Origin of the sequence: Tychonema sp. LEGE 07196, assembly GCF_963890365.1 — a bacterium.
GTDB lineage: Bacteria > Cyanobacteriota > Cyanobacteriia > Cyanobacteriales > Microcoleaceae > Microcoleus.
In genome coordinates this window covers 16,855-32,552 of sequence record NZ_CAWPRX010000165.1, presented here as the reverse complement: position 1 = coordinate 32,552, position 15,698 = coordinate 16,855, and the positions used below count along the sequence as shown (strand labels likewise).

At 46.4% G+C, this 15,698-nt stretch carries 16 protein-coding genes; 7 read left to right on the top strand and 9 right to left on the bottom strand.

Annotation, left to right across the window (positions count from 1 at the left end; translation table 11 throughout):
• The first annotated feature begins 13 nt into the window (after positions 1–13).
• The gene (locus AACV78_RS18930; RefSeq protein ID WP_194010715.1) at positions 14–787 is read left to right on the top strand and encodes a GNAT family N-acetyltransferase; all 774 of its coding nucleotides are present in this window, start codon (positions 14–16) and stop codon (positions 785–787) included.
• Here AACV78_RS18930 and AACV78_RS18925 read toward each other — a convergent pair.
• Positions 774–2,831, bottom strand: a complete 2,058-nt coding sequence (locus tag AACV78_RS18925; RefSeq protein ID WP_194074323.1) for a DNA polymerase III subunit gamma/tau — start codon at positions 2,829–2,831, stop codon at positions 774–776. The genes AACV78_RS18930 and AACV78_RS18925 overlap by 14 nt on opposite strands.
• Here AACV78_RS18925 and AACV78_RS18920 point away from each other — a divergent pair.
• Both AACV78_RS18920 and AACV78_RS18915 read left to right on the top strand, forming a co-directional pair.
• Entirely contained in the window at positions 2,811–3,209 is a 399-nt protein-coding gene (locus AACV78_RS18920; RefSeq protein ID WP_194011846.1) for a hypothetical protein, read from the top strand. The genes AACV78_RS18925 and AACV78_RS18920 overlap by 21 nt on opposite strands.
• Positions 3,210–3,370: 161 nt before the next feature.
• Positions 3,371–4,282 (top strand): hypothetical protein, encoded by a 912-nt coding sequence (locus AACV78_RS18915; protein ID WP_194011847.1) that lies wholly within the window; start codon positions 3,371–3,373, stop codon positions 4,280–4,282.
• 17 nt (positions 4,283–4,299) lie between these two features.
• Here AACV78_RS18915 and AACV78_RS18910 read toward each other — a convergent pair whose 3' ends face one another.
• The 5 genes from AACV78_RS18910 to AACV78_RS18890 all read right to left on the bottom strand — a co-directional run bounded on the left by AACV78_RS18910 (position 4,300) and on the right by AACV78_RS18890 (position 9,893).
• Positions 4,300–5,022: a DevA family ABC transporter ATP-binding protein gene (locus AACV78_RS18910; protein ID WP_194011848.1), complete on the bottom strand. Its 723-nt coding sequence runs from the start codon at positions 5,020–5,022 to the stop codon at positions 4,300–4,302.
• 59 nt (positions 5,023–5,081) lie between these two features.
• Complete coding sequence (locus AACV78_RS18905; protein WP_194011849.1) at positions 5,082–5,942, bottom strand: Uma2 family endonuclease; 861 nt, start codon at positions 5,940–5,942, stop codon at positions 5,082–5,084.
• A gap of 168 nt (positions 5,943–6,110) precedes the next feature.
• Positions 6,111–7,271 (bottom strand): ABC transporter permease DevC, encoded by a 1,161-nt coding sequence (devC, locus tag AACV78_RS18900; RefSeq protein ID WP_194011850.1) that lies wholly within the window; start codon positions 7,269–7,271, stop codon positions 6,111–6,113.
• A 171-nt stretch (positions 7,272–7,442) separates the two neighbouring features.
• Positions 7,443–9,083, bottom strand: a complete 1,641-nt coding sequence (locus AACV78_RS18895; RefSeq protein WP_194011851.1) for an HlyD family efflux transporter periplasmic adaptor subunit — start codon at positions 9,081–9,083, stop codon at positions 7,443–7,445.
• A 72-nt stretch (positions 9,084–9,155) separates the two neighbouring features.
• The gene (locus tag AACV78_RS18890; RefSeq protein WP_194011852.1) at positions 9,156–9,893 is read right to left on the bottom strand and encodes a phycocyanobilin:ferredoxin oxidoreductase; all 738 of its coding nucleotides are present in this window, start codon (positions 9,891–9,893) and stop codon (positions 9,156–9,158) included.
• 44 nt (positions 9,894–9,937) lie between these two features.
• Here AACV78_RS18890 and tatA point away from each other — a divergent pair, with 44 nt between their 5' ends.
• Positions 9,938–10,234, top strand: coding sequence for a twin-arginine translocase TatA/TatE family subunit (gene tatA, locus AACV78_RS18885; RefSeq protein ID WP_333381379.1), 297 nt, complete (start codon positions 9,938–9,940; stop codon positions 10,232–10,234).
• Between the two features lie 116 nt (positions 10,235–10,350).
• On the opposite strand, the gene panB is transcribed toward tatA, so the two are convergent.
• Both panB and AACV78_RS18875 read right to left on the bottom strand, forming a co-directional pair.
• Positions 10,351–11,127 carry a 3-methyl-2-oxobutanoate hydroxymethyltransferase gene (panB, locus tag AACV78_RS18880; RefSeq protein WP_194011853.1) on the bottom strand — a complete coding sequence of 259 codons (777 nt, stop codon included), beginning with the start codon at positions 11,125–11,127 and terminating at the stop codon, positions 10,351–10,353.
• 246 nt (positions 11,128–11,373) lie between these two features.
• Entirely contained in the window at positions 11,374–11,685 is a 312-nt protein-coding gene (locus AACV78_RS18875; RefSeq protein WP_339383718.1) for an aspartyl protease, read from the bottom strand.
• Between the two features lie 392 nt (positions 11,686–12,077).
• Between AACV78_RS18875 and AACV78_RS18870 the strand changes: the two genes are divergently transcribed.
• Both AACV78_RS18870 and AACV78_RS18865 read left to right on the top strand, forming a co-directional pair.
• The gene (locus AACV78_RS18870) at positions 12,078–13,232 is read left to right on the top strand and encodes an FIST signal transduction protein (RefSeq protein ID WP_194011854.1); all 1,155 of its coding nucleotides are present in this window, start codon (positions 12,078–12,080) and stop codon (positions 13,230–13,232) included.
• A 4-nt stretch (positions 13,233–13,236) separates the two neighbouring features.
• A complete protein-coding gene (locus AACV78_RS18865; protein ID WP_194011855.1) occupies positions 13,237–14,328 on the top strand; it encodes an ATP-binding protein in 1,092 nt (363 codons plus the stop codon).
• 42 nt (positions 14,329–14,370) lie between these two features.
• Here AACV78_RS18865 and AACV78_RS18860 read toward each other — a convergent pair whose 3' ends face one another.
• The gene (locus AACV78_RS18860) at positions 14,371–14,505 is read right to left on the bottom strand and encodes a hypothetical protein (protein ID WP_255513015.1); all 135 of its coding nucleotides are present in this window, start codon (positions 14,503–14,505) and stop codon (positions 14,371–14,373) included.
• 277 nt (positions 14,506–14,782) lie between these two features.
• On the opposite strand from AACV78_RS18860, the gene AACV78_RS18855 reads away from it, so the two are divergent.
• Positions 14,783–15,688: a D-hexose-6-phosphate mutarotase gene (locus AACV78_RS18855; protein WP_194011856.1), complete on the top strand. Its 906-nt coding sequence runs from the start codon at positions 14,783–14,785 to the stop codon at positions 15,686–15,688.
• The last annotated feature ends 10 nt before the right edge of the window (positions 15,689–15,698 follow it).

Here is a 15,698-nt window from a genome sequence, read left to right as displayed (position 1 = left end):
AGCACAGCCGCTTATGGAATCTCGCATTCAATCATACCTGCGCTTTGCCGCCAGCCAGCAGCGCGACACCGAGCGGATCGGGCCCTTCCTCGCTACCTTCAGCCGCCACAGCGCTAACCCTTATCTGAACTATGCCATTCCCGACGACGGCGCAGCACCTTCCCTCGCCGATGTCAACGCCCTAATCGCTGCGTACTCTTGGCGCGGGCGAAAGCCGCGTTTGGAGTATGTCTCGAAACTAGCGCCTGCTGTCGAAGAAGCCCTGATCTCGGCTGGTTTCACTGTTGAGGGACGCTTGCCGCTGATGATTTGTACTCCGGGCTCGGAGAAATTGCTTCCCATCCCCCCAGAAATTGAGCTAATTTTGCCAGTTTCCGACGCTGAGCTCCTCGGTACTGTGGCGGCGCAACACGAGGCTTACGGCGAAGTTGCACCAAGCCCTGAAGACGTTGACAGTCTTCGCAAAAGTATCGCGGCGGGCAGCATTGCGGTACTCGCCCGCGTAGCAGCAACGGGGGAACCTGCGGGGGCTGGAGTGTGTACCGTACCGGAAAATCAGACGACAGAAATCGCAGGTATCGGTGTCCGCCCTTCTTTTCGGCGGCGGGGCATCGCAGGGGCTTTGACGGCCCGGCTGCTGCGAGAGGCTTTCGACGCGGGTGTTGCGGTGGCGTTTTTGATGGCAGGACACGAGGAGGAATTTCGAGTTTACACCCGCGCTGGATTTTGTGCGATCGGCGAAATCTTGCACATTTCCCTCCCGCCCAATTTGATTACCAACCCATAAAATCATCCCCATCAACCTCAGCAGATAACTCAGGAAAATCTGGTTCAGATTCCAATCTAAAAGTTTCCGACTCCCAAATCTCTAAATCATCCGACAAATCGACTACTTCCCCCTCAAATATATGAGCCAACTCCCTAGCTAAATTTGCCACATCTCGCGCGTCATCTCGCACCGCTACAGCCTGAGCTTTAGAGTCGTTATGAGAGTCTGTAATGTGGTTTTTATCCCGCAGAGGTTCAGAAATATTTGGCAGTTTGGCGGCGGTATTTTCAGCCTCCCAAGAGCGTTTTTGCTCTTCTCCTTCATCCTTATTAAAATTATCTGGAATTTCAGAACCCGCCGAATTCTGCATCTGTTGCTTCCCATCGCCCGCCGGATGAGAATTCCTCAATTTTTCAGCAACCAGTCCGTTAGAAGCTGGCAAATCCTTGATGCTGGAACTATTAGTTTCAGCGGGATTTGTCAATCCCACTTTTACTGTTACTCGACGGTTAAAAATTTGCACAAAAGCTTCTTCAAGATTAGCTACTTTGTCTTTAACCATCTTGAGTAACGGCTGGGAACTAATCTTAACATAAGCACTATCATTGTTAAAAATTACTAGCTGTCCGTGTTGGCGGAGTAGCGATTGAGTGCCGGGAGGGCGCACGCGATCGAGTACCTGTTCCCACAATCTATCTAAATCAATTTCATCGGCTGAATTAGTCGAGGCATAATTTGTTTGATTCGTTTCAGGAGTTGGTATGGATGCGGGAATCGGTGCGGTGGGTGCGTTTTCTTGGCGATTAGCAATAGGTTGCGAAGTTGGAGACTGATTTTGAGGTTTGGCTGCCGGAGGCTGTTCGATATTAGCTGGGGAACTCCCCCCCTTAGCAAGGGGGGGCTGGGGGGGGTGAATTTGGGATTGAGCAATATTTCTAGCTGGTTCTGCTGTTTGTTGCTGCTGAGTTCTAATTGCTGAGGGCAATAATCCCAATAGGGTTACTTCCAGCCACAATCGCGGCTGAGTGCTGTTTTTAATTTGCACTTCCTGGGTTTGCAATTGTTTCTGACTTGCTAAAATTAACTCGGTATCCCAGTTGCGAGCAACATCGCAAAGTTTTTCCCAAGTGGCGGCTGTTAAAGCGACTAAATCTGAGCGTTTTGGTGCTGTTTTGGCTATTAGCAAATCTCGGTAAAAGCTGGCGAGACTTTGCAGCACTATTAGCGGTTCCCGACCGCGATCCATGAGGTGGCGGGTCATGTCTATTAATGCTGTAGGGTTATCTTTTTCAATTGCTTGCAGCAGTTCCATCAAGTCGTTTTCGGGGACTGCGCCGACTAAATCCCAAACTTTTTCGATTGTGATTTGACCGGAAAATAAGCTGAGTTGGTCGAGCAAGCTTTCGGCATCTCGGAGTCCTCCTTGGGCGATTTGAGCAATCATTTGTATTGCTTCGCTGGCAATGTTGATGTTTTCTAATTGGGCGATTTTGTGCAGGTGGGCGGTCATTGAGTCGAGGGGAATCCGGCGGAAGTCGAATTTTTGGCAGCGTGAGATGATGGTGGGCAGGACTCTTTGGGGGTCGGTTGTGGCGAGGACGAATACGACGCGATCGGGGGGTTCTTCTAGGGTTTTTAATAAGGCATTAAATGCCTGGGTACTCAGCATATGAACTTCGTCGATTACATATACTTTATAGCGACACTGGACGGGGGCAAATTGGGCTCGTTCGATCAAGTCTCGGATGTTATCTACTCCGGTGTTGCTGGCGGCGTCGATTTCGATGACATCTAGTGTGGAACCTCTGGCAATTTCTTGGCAAACGTTGCATTTGCCGCAGGGAGTTGGGGTGGGCGCGCCGGTAGAAATACAGTTGAGGGATTTGGCGAAAATTCTGGCGCTGGAGGTTTTGCCGGTGCCTCTGGGGCCTGTGAATAGATATGCTGGTGCTATGCGCTGTTGTAGGATGGCGCTGGTTAGGGTTTGGGCGATCGCCTCTTGGCCGACTAATTCGGCAAATGTCTGAGGGCGATATTTGTGATGGAGGGGTTCGTAGGTCACGATCGAATATTGGTGGTATTAGCTGTAATCTTAGCTAAGGACACGTTGTTCGATCGCACCGCTAGCGATCGTCTCCAACCAAATCACTCGCTATACCGGGCGACGGGAGCGAGGGAGCGTGTAGCAATTAGCACCCTCCTGGCCTGTACCCGGACGATCTCCGGGCGATCGGTTGTTTGGCAGAATTGTTTTGGGCAATCGCTCTCAGAGTTACTATTAATTTATGTGTGTTTGCTGTTCTTTTCTGAGAAGCAGAGCCCGCCGAACCTACTTGTTTTTGAACTGTACTGGTATAATATAACACAGAGAATCCGCCATTTCTTTTTCCCATTGGCCGATCGCGATTTTGCGATATTTCGGGAACCAGCTTGCAGTTAAAGATAGAGTATTAATTAGAGGGTGCCTGTTCGAGTTGTAGAAATCCGGTTGTAGACAGATAGTGATAGAAAGAGATCGATGTTAGTCGATCGAGTTGCACTGCCAGCTCTACTCTGGAGTCCTGTAGAAATATAGTGCCAAATTTTACCCTTTAAAAGCCCATGTCAACCAAAATAATCCTTGTAGAATCAAGGTTGGCAGTAGCCTCTCCCAAGCCCAAACAGGCTAAACCTGCAGGTTTAGCCTCCGATCAACTCTTGATGGGAGCATCCGGGGCACTGTTGTTATTGCTTATCGGTTTAGCGGTGTTTACCAAGATAAAACTCCAAGATTTGAGCAAGAAGCTCAAATTTGAAGAGTTTAGAAATCGAGAACTCCAGAAAAAATACAAAATGGCTCTGGAAACCTTGACAAAGATGGAAAAAAATCCCGACCTCATCCACTCGCGAGACTTTAATTTAGACTACCTGAGAATGCGGATGGCGGAAGAGGTTTTTCACTTTGCCATTGTGAACAAAATTAAGGTAAAAGTCAAAGACAAAATTAGTATTGCCCTGCGTCCGACTCAGGGTGCTGTCGGGGATAAAAACGGAAGTGCAGGCAGCGGCAGACAAGTGGATTCGACGTTTGATATCGAATACGAAACTGGCGATCCGGCAGTAAAAATAGAAAAGCGAGTGCTGTTTCGGATTCAAATTAAGCTGATGAAACTGCCGACTCAGGCAACATCGGCGACAATTAATCAAATTATTGATTGTTTGGAAACTTACCTGAGTCCTTCCGACGATCACGACAGTTGGCAGCCAACAATTCAAGGTCGCATTGTTCACATTGAGTGGGATCAAAAAGCCAAGCCAACGCCGATGTTGGTGCTGGAACAGTCAAACGAAGGGGTGAATGTTAGCTTTAGGACTACGAGAGCTGCTGCGGGCAGACTTGCGAACGATCTTCCAAGTCAAGTTACCTCTGTTAAAAGTTCAAAAGGAACAAAAGGTGTTACCAAGATCCCAAGTAAAACTGCATCTAAAAGTTCTAGTAAAACTGGGGCGAAGCGCCCTACTTCCCGCAAATAAGCGGACTTTAATTAAGTTTATTTGCGGGCAATAGCAGCGGTGGCGGTGTTGGTGGCGGTGTCTTGTGCGAGGTAGCCGTCTTCCATGTGAATAATGCGATCGGCTATGTCTAAAATCCGGTTGTCGTGGGTGACGAGCAATATTGTACTGTGCTGTTCTTTGGCTAAACTTCGCATGATTTCTACCACATCTCTACCAGATTTGCTGTCTAGGGCTGCGGTAGGTTCGTCGGCTAATATTAATTTTGGTTGACTGACTAATGCGCGGGCGATCGCAACTCTTTGTTTTTGTCCGCCAGAAAGACTGTCCGGGTAATATTCTATTCTTTCTCCCAACCCTACAGCTTCCAGCATTCGCTCTATTTTATCGTTAGTTTCTTGGGTAGAAAGATGGCTGTGCAGTTCCAGAGACATTTGCACGTTTTGCCTTGCTGTCAAGCATTTGAGCAAATTGTGAGCTTGGAAAATATAACCGATGTCGCGGCGGAGTTGAACTAATTTATTTTTCTTGGTTCCCCGCAATTCTTGGTCAAGAATTTTGAGACTGCCTTCTTGGATAGATCGCAAAGCTCCAATCAAGGTTAACAACGTTGTTTTGCCCGACCCGGAAGGCCCGGTCATCAGCACGATTTCGCCCGGATAAATTTCGAGGTTGATATCAAATAATGTCTGTTTGCGAAGTTGTCCTTCGCCGAAGGAATGGTTGAGGTTTTTAATCGAAACAACTGGTGTAGCGTTCATAATTAATTGGCATTATTTAATGAAATCAACCCCTAAGGTTCAAAATAATCAGACAAGGCTCAAATGAGATCGGGATCGATTCCCTGCGATCGCAAATAAGCAGCCAATCGCTCTTTTTGTTCTCGTTCGCGATCGGCGCGTTGGCTTTCAACATCGGCGCGTTGGCTTTCAGCATCGGCGCGTTGGCTTTCAACATCGGCCCGCTGCCGTTCCTGTTCGGCGTGGAGGCTCTCCAGTCTAGCTCGCTCGCTTCCCGTCAGCAACAAATTTCCCTCGCGATCCCACCAGCGCAACCAGTGTTGTGTCTGATTTTGATAGTTACCAGACCAAACGCCTAACTCTACACCCATCAGGTCGATCGAGTAATGTCCGCGATCGTTCGGTTCCAAACGCCGATATCTAGTATTCACGCAATTGTAGACTTCTAATTCATTGGTTTGGATCTTGTAAATAGCGTAGTAGGGAATTCTGATAATCCGTTCGTATACCCAAAACTTTCCCGGTTTCTGATTTCCCCCGGATGGCAAAGCAGATAACGGAGTATTGTCGAGTTCTTCTGAACCATCACCGCTAGCAAATTCGATCGCAATTAACGGCACCATATACTCGCGCCACAACACGTAGGAACGCCGATATTGCCCGTCTAAGCGGGGTGGCACGTTGGGGACGTAGAACCAGTCAGGTGCTTCGGCTCCGCGTTCGGGAGGCTCGGTTTCGCGCCAGTAGATGCCGCAATCTTGCCCGATCGCATACTGTCCGTCAGGATGTAGATTTTGTAGTGTAATTTCTAGGGAGTCGGTGAGCAGGATACTCTGCGGATGTTCTTGAAAGTTCTTCACAAACGTACCGTCAGATTCGGGGAGTTGGGTGTGGTCGGGAAAGGCGGGAGGCAACGCTGTGGGGTTGAAGCTTTGGGTCATAGCGCAGAACCGAGGAAGAGTGCGATCGAGATGGATGCTCTCTTACAGCATAGCGTTCGATCGGCAAAACTATCAATAACCAATTCCCAATTCCCAATTCCCAATCACTAACAACAACTAACAACTAACAACTAACAACTAACAACTAACAACTAACAACTAACAACTTTAAAAAATATCCGCCGGGTCAGCAGCCTGCAACTTCCTAACTGCGATCGCCCCCGATAGACAACACATAAAAACTGTCATTACAAAAACAGTTACAGCCTTCCCCACCGTCATGTACATCGGCAAACTCGTAGCACTTCTCCCTAAATTGTACAGCACCACAGAAACCCCAAACCCAGGCAAATAGCCAAGAATTGCTAATATCAAAGCCTCTTGAAAAACCACACCCAAAAAGTAAAAATCCTTATATCCCATCGCCTTGAGCGTAGCGTATTCCGGCAAGTGATCGTTAACATCAGTATAAAGAATTTGGTAAACAATCACTATCCCCACGATAAATCCCATTGCCGCGCCGAGAGTGAAAATAAAACCGATCGCCGTGCCTTCTTCCCAATACTTTTTCTCAAAAGCCACAAACTCTTCCTTAGAATCAATTCGCACATCTGACGGCAAAGTTGCCCTCATTTTTTCCACAACAGCCTTAACATCCGTTCCCGGCTGCAAGTAAACAATACCAATATCAATTAAACCTTTTGTTCTCCGCGTCGCAAAAATTCGCAGAAAGTTCAAATCGCTAGTAACAATATTTCCATCTGCACCGAAAGATGCCCCTAAAGTAAATAAACCCTCTACCTTAACGCGGCGGTTGTCAACTTCAGTTTCAACAGTTTTTCCCCCATCGAAATATTCAGCTACTGGCCCGAATTCCGGGCGGGAAGCTCGGTCAAATAAAACCACATCCGACATCTTAATTTTGTCCAAATTATTTTGGATTTCTGGCATATCAAAAATCGGACGAGTGGGGTCAAAACCGATGACCATCAATTGGCGGGTATTGCTCTGGTTGGGAGCGGGATTTTTCCACAAACCAAAGCCTAGATATACCGGGCTGATTGCTGTAACGCTGTTAAAACTCAAAGCTTGATACAAGCGCCGCTGGGGGAAGCTTTTCATGGCTATTAAAGCCGTAGATTGGGTGCTGGTGATGAAAATATCCCCTTGTAACTGTGAATGGAAGCTGACGGAACTTTCAAACAGCGCGTCTCTAAATCCGAACTGCATAAACATCAGCAAGTCTGCAAATCCAATGCCGGCTAGCGCGATGACTAAGCGCATTTTTTCGCGGGTTAACTGTGCCCAAGCTAAGGGTATTTTTGCCATATTCAGTCTATTTTAGATTTTAGATTTTAGATTTTGGATAGAATAATTTTAGGACTTAAGCACGGGTGTTGAGAAACCGGGTTTTTACCCTTATATTTGATTCAAACCCTTAATATCGGTAAAAAACCCGGTTTCTGGAGTCCCCATGCGTAAGTCCTGTCAGCGTAAATCTTAGATGTCTATTTTGACTTCAACTTGCAAGTTTGTGAGCGATGCAACTTTCTTGCTCGATTCGGGATCGAGGCGAATTCTGACTTCGATAACTCTCGCGTCGGTGTCGGCGGCGGGATCTGTATTGAGGACATCTTTTTTGCCGATTTGTTTGCCGATTCGAGTGACTGTTCCTTCTAAATTGCCGACAAATACGGGGCTGTTGATTGTGGCGCGCTGGCCGTTTCGGACTTTGGCGATGTCGGTTTCGTAAATTTCGGCTATGGCGTACATTTGATCGGTGCGGCCTAGTTCTACGATGCCATTTTCAGTGTTGATGCGTTCTCCTTGTCTGGTGTTAACTTTGAGGATGGAACCGGATACGGGTGCTTTGACGTAGCTTAAGTTTAAGTCTACTTGGGCTTTTTGTTTGGTGGCGATCGCACTTTCGACTGCGGCTCGGGCGGCTTGCACGTCTTCGGAACGGACTTCGGCTATTTGGTCGAGATTTGCTCGGGCTTGATTGATTTGTGCTTCGCCGGTTTCTGCTTTTTGTTTCAGCATTGCTTCGGCTTGATTGATTTGTTCTCGGCCTGTTTCTATCTTTTGATTTAAAGTGGCGCGGGCTTGGTTAATTTCCTGCCGCCCTGTTTCTAATTTGCGTTTGAGATTGGCGCGGGATTGGTTGATTTCTTGTTGGCCTGTTTCTAGTGTTTGTTTGAGGGTAGCTTGAGTTTCAATTATTTCCTGTTGCACCGTTGCGACGGTTTTTTCTAATATCGCTTGTGCTTCTCTAACTTTTTGTTTGGCTGTAGCTACTGCTAAGCGTTTGGTGTCGTAGGTGGAAGCGGAAATTGCGCCTGTTTCGGAGAGTTCTTTGTTGCGTTGTTCCTCGGCTTCGGCGTTGGCTAATTCGGCTTTTAGTCGATCGACTGTAGCGTTTTGAGAGGCAATTTCGCCGCGCAATTGAGCTTCCAGCCTCGCCAGTTTGGCTTGCTGCGCTTGAGTTTCTCTTTGCAGTTGCGCTTCAAATTTGGCCAGATTGGCTTGTTCGGCTTCGGTTTCTCTTTGCAGTTGAGCTTCAAATTTGGCTACGTTTGCTTGTTCGGCTTCGGTTTCTCTTTGCAGTTGAGCTTCTAGGCGGGCGACATTGGCTGCTTCGCCTTCGGTTTCTCTTTGACGCTGAACTTCTGACTTGGAAACTTCGGCTTTTTGGGCGACGATTTCCCCGGTTTTTGCGCCTGCTTGAATTTTGGCTAATTCTGCTTGTTTGACTTGAACTTCTTTGTCGGCTTGTTGGAGGATGGCTTGGAGCCGATCGCGCGTATCGAGAACTGCTATGATTTGTCCTTGACTGACGCGATCGCCCTCTTCCACCCGCAACTCTTCAATTCTCGCTCCCTCCGACGCTGAAGGGGCGGACAATTTGATCACTTCCCCTTGGGGAGTCAACCTACCCAAAGCTGTGACGCTGCTGCGAGTGGAGGCTGGAGTTGCAGCCGCCGTTGCAGCCGCCTTTAACTCTTCGGCTTTTTTAATTTGAGATACTTGCCAAAAACCTACTCCTGTGATAATGACAGTAGCGGCGATCGCTAAACCAATGACTCCTCGCCCTGGGGGTTTTAAAAATGACTTATCCTTGACCCGCGATTCCTTTCCCATGACTTATCACATAGGTGATTTCTTGATTAAGTTTTTTCACACCTATTGTTAAGTATTGTAAACTGATTTCAGCTATTTAGGGAAATCAAAAAGCACCTGAGTCATGTAATTTTCTGCCCAATCTTGACCGAAAGCTTTTTCTAGGACGCGGCGGGTTTTGTCGTTTTGCTGCTGCTGGGTGCAGTAGTAAATTTGAGCGTCGAGAATTTTCGATGCTTCGGCGGCAGAGACTGGTTCTGCTGCGACTGCTAGCTGGCAGTGAATTTCAACGTAGGATTCAACTATGTCCAGAAATCTGGTTTCTTCTTCGGGTGAATCGGGCCGCACAAACAAGCAAAATTCTGAGAAAATATCTCCCCAGTCAGGAATTTGGCGGGGACAGGAAAATTGGTTGACCGGCAAAGTTTGCAGTTGGGTTCGGTAGGCTTCCGACAAAGTGCGACTGGGATTGAGGGGAGAAAGGTCTGCGATCGCGGCGCTAATTTTGCCTTTGCCTGCTACGATATCGGTGCCGAACATTGGCAAAGCGTAATTCGGTCTGGGAAACATCACGCAGTGCAGAATATCCAGCACCGGCCCGACTTTCGCGAGTTCGAGGTGTATTTTGCGGAACTGCGGCGTTTGATAGCAGCGGTTTTCCACGATCAGTTTTTCTCCTTCCAAGCGCCCTTCTATGTATCCCAACTCAGCGGGCAGGTGGTAGGGTTCGAGGTCGAGATAGCGGTGCCATACTGCTTCCATCCGTTGTGCTAGTTCGCGGATGAGGTAGTGTTGTTGGTCGCGCAGGGAAGGCTGGGAGATTTCTAACATTCCTAATTTATCGGGCGATCGCTTAATAAAACTTGATTCTACGGTTGCAGGATGCAGGAAAAAAGGTAGATACTTTTAAGGATACCAGCAGATTGACTTGCGATCGAGCAAGTTTTAGAGGAGATGACTGTATGTTTGGTCTGGGATTGCCCGAAATGGGCATTATTGCGGTAGTCGCTATTCTAATTTTTGGCCCTAAAAAAATTCCTGAGTTGGGAAATGCTTTGGGTAAAACGCTGCGGAGTTTTAAGGAAGGGGTCGGTCTAGGTGATGATGAATCGGCTCTAGACGAGAAGGAGAAGGAGAAGAAGAAAGAGGAAGAGGCTGGGCCGAAGGTATAAATTAGGAGAGCATCTGGGGCGTTCCAAGAAAAAAGGCCCCAGATGCTCTTTAAATTAGGTTAGTTGATTGGGACTGGAATTGTGATTTTTAATGACTTGCATTCCTGACGGCGAATCTATTCGGGAAATTTTCCTTCTCTAACTTCTAGGGAATAATCTTTGACAGCTTGAGTAATTGTTTCTCGCAAATTGACATAAGCTTTGGCAAAAGGCGGCTGTTTTTCCGAAAGTCCCAACAAATCGGAAGTAACTAAAACTTGTCCGTCGCAGTGCGGCCCGGCCCCGATGCCAATGGTGGGAACGGTTAATTTTTGGGTGATTTGAGCGGCTAAGTCTGGGGGAATGTGTTCGAGGACGATCGCAAAAACCCCGGCTTCTTCAAGTGCGATCGACTCTGCTATGATGCGATCGGCAGATTCCGCTGTTTTGCCTTGTTTTTTGTAGCCTAATTGGTGTACCGACTGCGGAGTTAAACCGACGTGTCCCATCACCGGAATTCCGGCGGATGTTAGCTGCGAAACAGTAGTCGCCATTGCTGGATATCCGCCCTCCAATTTGACAGCTTGAGCGCCAGTTTCTTTCAAAACTCTCCCCGCCGAGTGCATCGCTTGCTGCGGGCTTTCCTGGTAAGTCAAAAACGGCAAATCCACCACAATTAATGCTTGTTTGACTCCGCGACGCACTGCTTTGGCGTGGTGCAGCATTTCATCGAGGGTTAGGGGCAGCGTTGTTTCGTAGCCCAATACTGTCATTGCTAGGGAATCGCCGACTAAGATGATGTCTGCGCCGGCTTGGTCGAGTAGTTGGGCGATCGCACAATCATAACCTGTCAGCGCGACAATTGCACGCCCTTGCTGCTTCCACTGAATAAGTTGGTGTGTAGTTACTGCCATTTATTGCAAATATATATTGACTTTTTGGGTTAACAGTTTTGAACCCACGCATTCTATTGTAGGGTGCGCGGCGGTACATCTTAGCGCTATGATTAGCGCGTAAACTCAATTATTTTTCAGCCTTAGTCCTGACTGTTAAAACTACACCAGAATATAGGTTTAATTGCCTTCATTTGGTAAAACAATCAACCGTTAATTTTTCAAATCCGGTTCTCCGCCTAAATCTTCCAGATAAATTAAGCCTATTCAAGGTTTTTGTCCTGCGGGTAGTTCCACGCAATCATACCTTCCTTCTCTTCCCGCTAAGGCAAGACTGACATTTTTAAAGAGGCGAAATTTTCTAGATCCGATTACAGTAGGTCCGTCAATTTCTCCAACTAGGGTTAAACCTAGCTGAGCGATAATTTCTTCTGGCAAACAAAGTCTAGTTGCCCCTGTATCAACCAATACGTTATCGATAGTGATTGAACGTACTTGGTCTGTTGCTATAAACCCTCTCTCTGCCAGCATCTTGTCTACTTCGTTGGTGACGGCGATTGTTGCAGTAACTCTGCCCATTTTTTTATCCTTCTGTTATGCTAGATAGTGCGATCGCGCATTTTTCAATAATATTTTTGCGATCCTGCTGGACGGGCATCTTACATTTTAGCAAAATATGTAGCTAAAAGGGCGATCGCCAAAGCTAAATCGCGCTCTGACTTACGCATCAACTAGGTAATTTTGTCATGATTCGCTGCCGTTGACAATCTCCAATCATTAGTCGATGGTTAAGCTGTCCTGCATTTAAATTGTCTGTCAAAAACCCATCAAACTCTGAGTGTGTTTTACAGTCTTAGCCCGCCCCGAATATCCCAATTAAATCCACAACAGCTTAACAGTTTGCCAATAGGAATGAATGCGTGTAATTTACGCAGTCATCTATTATCCCAACTACTCGATCGAGCAGATTTATGTTAAAAGTTGTCGTAGGTCATAGCAACGATCCTGACTCTCTAGAAGCAATAACAGAAGTCCTAGAACAATGCCATGAATCCCTATCAGGTGAAATTCCTCAAGCAGGCATCTTGTTTGCGGCCATTGATTTCGACCATCTCCTGATTTTGCAGCAAATCAATCAGATATATCCCGAAATTCAACTGATTGGCGGCACAACGGATGGAGAAATGTCTTCTGTTTTAGGATTTGAACAAGATTCAGTTAGCCTGATGCTATTTTGTTCCGATCGAATTACTATCCGTGCCGGCCTTGGACGAGAGATTTCTCAGGACTTGGAGGCGGCGGTTCAAAGTGCTATTGTTCAAGCAAAAACAGGCCATCAAGAACCGATTAAACTTTGTATTACCTTCCCAGAAAGTCTCACCGCCAGCGCTGCTTTGATGTTAGATAGCTTGAATCAAGCTTTAGAAAAAAAAGTCCCGATTTTTGGCGGACTCGCGGCGGATCAGTGGCGGTTCCAGCAAACCTATCAATTCTTCGGTACAGAGGTTTTTAGTGATGCGGTTCCCATTCTCTTAATTTCTGGAGATATTTTCTTTTCTCATGGTGTGGCTAGTGGCTGGAAACCAGTAGGGAAACAGGGCACAGTCACCAAAGCCTCTCAAAATATCCTCTACGAAATCGATCGCAAACCAGCTCTAGAATTTTATCATCACTATTTGGGGAAATTGCCGCCTTCTTCAGAATATCCCCTGGCCGTGTTTGATGTAGATGAAAGTCATTACTATATGCGAGCACCCAGTGGAGTTTGCGATGGGGTACTCGGAAGCGTAACCTTTTTTGGGGACATTCCCGAAGGGGCGATCGTTCAAATTACCGAAACTACCCACGATCGTATTCTGACTGCATCTCAAATATCTATGATGCAAGCCTTAGAAAATTATCCGGGTAAAGTACCTGCTGCTGCTATGTATTTTTCCTGTGCTAGTCGGCGACAAATTTTAGGTAGTCGGACTCAAGAAGAATATGCGCTAACTCAAGCCTGCTTAACCCAGGCTTTACCGAGTTGTGGGTTTTACACCAATGGCGAAATTTCTCCTTTAAAGGATCAGAAAATCTCCTGTTTTCATAATGAGACATTTATTACTTTGCTACTGGGAGGAGAATAGAAATATGGAATTAAAAAAAACAGATAATTTAACAATTGAGCAGCTACAAAAAGAAAACAGAATTTTGCGAAAAAAATTAGAGCGTTCCCAAAAAAACTGTTTGGAACTAGAACAAACTAATCAAAAAAAGGAGTCTTTGCTCCGACAAATCATCCACGAGCTAGAAGATTCACAGAGGGAAGTCAAGGAAAAGCGTCAGTTAGAAGAGACATTGCTCGAACTCAAACGAACTCAAGCCCAACTTGTTCATACTGAAAAGATGTCTAGCTTAGGACAGCTTGTAGCGGGTGTAGCCCATGAAATTAATAACCCTGTTAACTTTATCCACGGCAACCTCACATACATTGAGGAATATTCGCAAAAGCTGCTGGAATTAGTGCAACTATACCAGCAGCACTATTCCAATCCAATCGCTGAAATTCAAGCGAAAGAAAATGAAATAGATCTGGATTTTTTGCAGATAGACTTACTCCAAATCCTGAAATCTATGAATATCGGAACTGAGCGGATCAGTCAAATTGTGTTGTCGTTACGTAATTTTTCGCGCATGGATGAAGCCGAGTTCAAGTCAGTAGATATTCACGAAGGGATAGATAGTACATTGGTGATTTTGCAACACCGTCTGAAGGATAATCGAGGAGGTTCAGAGATTGAGGTGATTCGCAATTATGGCAAGTTACCGTTGGTGGAGTGTTACGCCGGACAATTAAATCAGGTGTTTATGAGTATTCTGGCCAATGCTATGGATGCGATCGATCGCGTGAATGCTGAAAAAACTCAACAAGAAACCAAAGAAAATCTCAGTCAAATTACTATTTCTACATCGGTGATTGATTTAGACTGGGTGGAAATTGCGATCGCCGACAGTGGCGCCGGAGTTCCCGACTCAATCAAAAAACAGATATTTAATCCATTTTTTACTACAAAACCTGTTGGTAAGGCAATTGGAATGGGAATGGCGATTAGTTACCACATCATCACTCAAAAACATGGTGGTGAGCTAATATGTTTGTCAACTCCGGGGATGGGGGCGGAGTTTGTGATTCGTATTCCTGTCCGCAAAAAGTCTGAAATATCTCCCTTACAATTACCATAAATCTGGATCCTATCAAATCCTATCTTCATCGAAATAGTAAATTCAGGCGTTGACTGTTGACTGTTGACTGTTGACTGTTAACATCACCAGGAGTGCAACAGGAATTGATATCAAGCGCGATCGAACTTGGAGCATCTCAGCATCTCCGGCCTTGAAAAAAATGTTTATTATAGTCATTTTCTAATAAGACAAAAGCCAAAATCAGATGCTTCCTAAAAAAAATCGACTCGCCGTTGCGATCGCATCTGTACAAAATTTTCGACATTTAAACGATTATTTCAGTTTTTCTGGAATTTTGAGCTGTTCAATAATCCCACTTAAAAAAATACGATGCTTTTGCACAACTAATTGAGACGTGCTGTATATTGTACCCAGAAAATAGTGACTCAAGAATATCGTCAAATCTAGCACCATAATATCGGATAATTGTGAAGCAACCAACCAGGTAAACAGCATGAGTATTGACCAATTAAACACGGACTACGGCATTGCAGACAACCTCACCTTCGCTAGCGGAAACGGTGGTTTCCCGATGATTCACATCGACAACGGCCAAGCCAAAGCCGTGATTTCTGTGTATGCTGGCCAAGTGCTCTCCTTCCAACCAGCCACCGAAACCGCAGACGTGATGTTTTTGAGCGAAAAAGCTTACTACGCCGAAGGAAAAGCCATCAAAGGCGGTATACCCATTTGTTGGCCCTGGTTTGGCCCAGATCCCGAAGACTTGGGCCGCCCCAGTCACGGGTTTGTGCGGAATCGCCTGTGGAATGTGGTAGCAACCGCCACCACCCCAGAGGGCTCAACCAAAGTCACTTTAGGACTTCAGGATACCGAGGAAACGAGAGAAATTTGGCCTCAAGCCTTTGAACTGGCGATCGCAATTACCGTTGGCACCAGCCTTACTGTAGAATTAATCACCCGCAATCTGGGAGACAAAGCATTTCCCCTCACCCAAGCTTTGCACACCTACTTCAAAGTCGGCGACATCAAACAGGTGCAGGTTTTGGGTTTAGAAAATAGCCAGTATCTTGATAAAGTTGATGGTGGTGCAGAAAAAACTCAAGTAGGTGCAGTGGTAGCAGTCGGTGAGGTTGATCGCATTTATCTCGATGTCACCAATCAATTAGTAATTGACGATGCCGCCCTCAACCGTCGCATTCGTATTCAATCCTCTGGCAGTAAATCCGCCGTTGTGTGGAATCCCTGGGTGACAATTTCTGCAAACATGGCCGACCTCGACGATGCAGATTATCAGCGCTTAATCTGCGTAGAAACGACCAATGCGGCTACAGATATTGTGGAAGTCCCCGCGCATGGTGAGTTCTGCTTGCAAGCAATTTACAGTGTTGATCGCGATTAAACAATGAGAG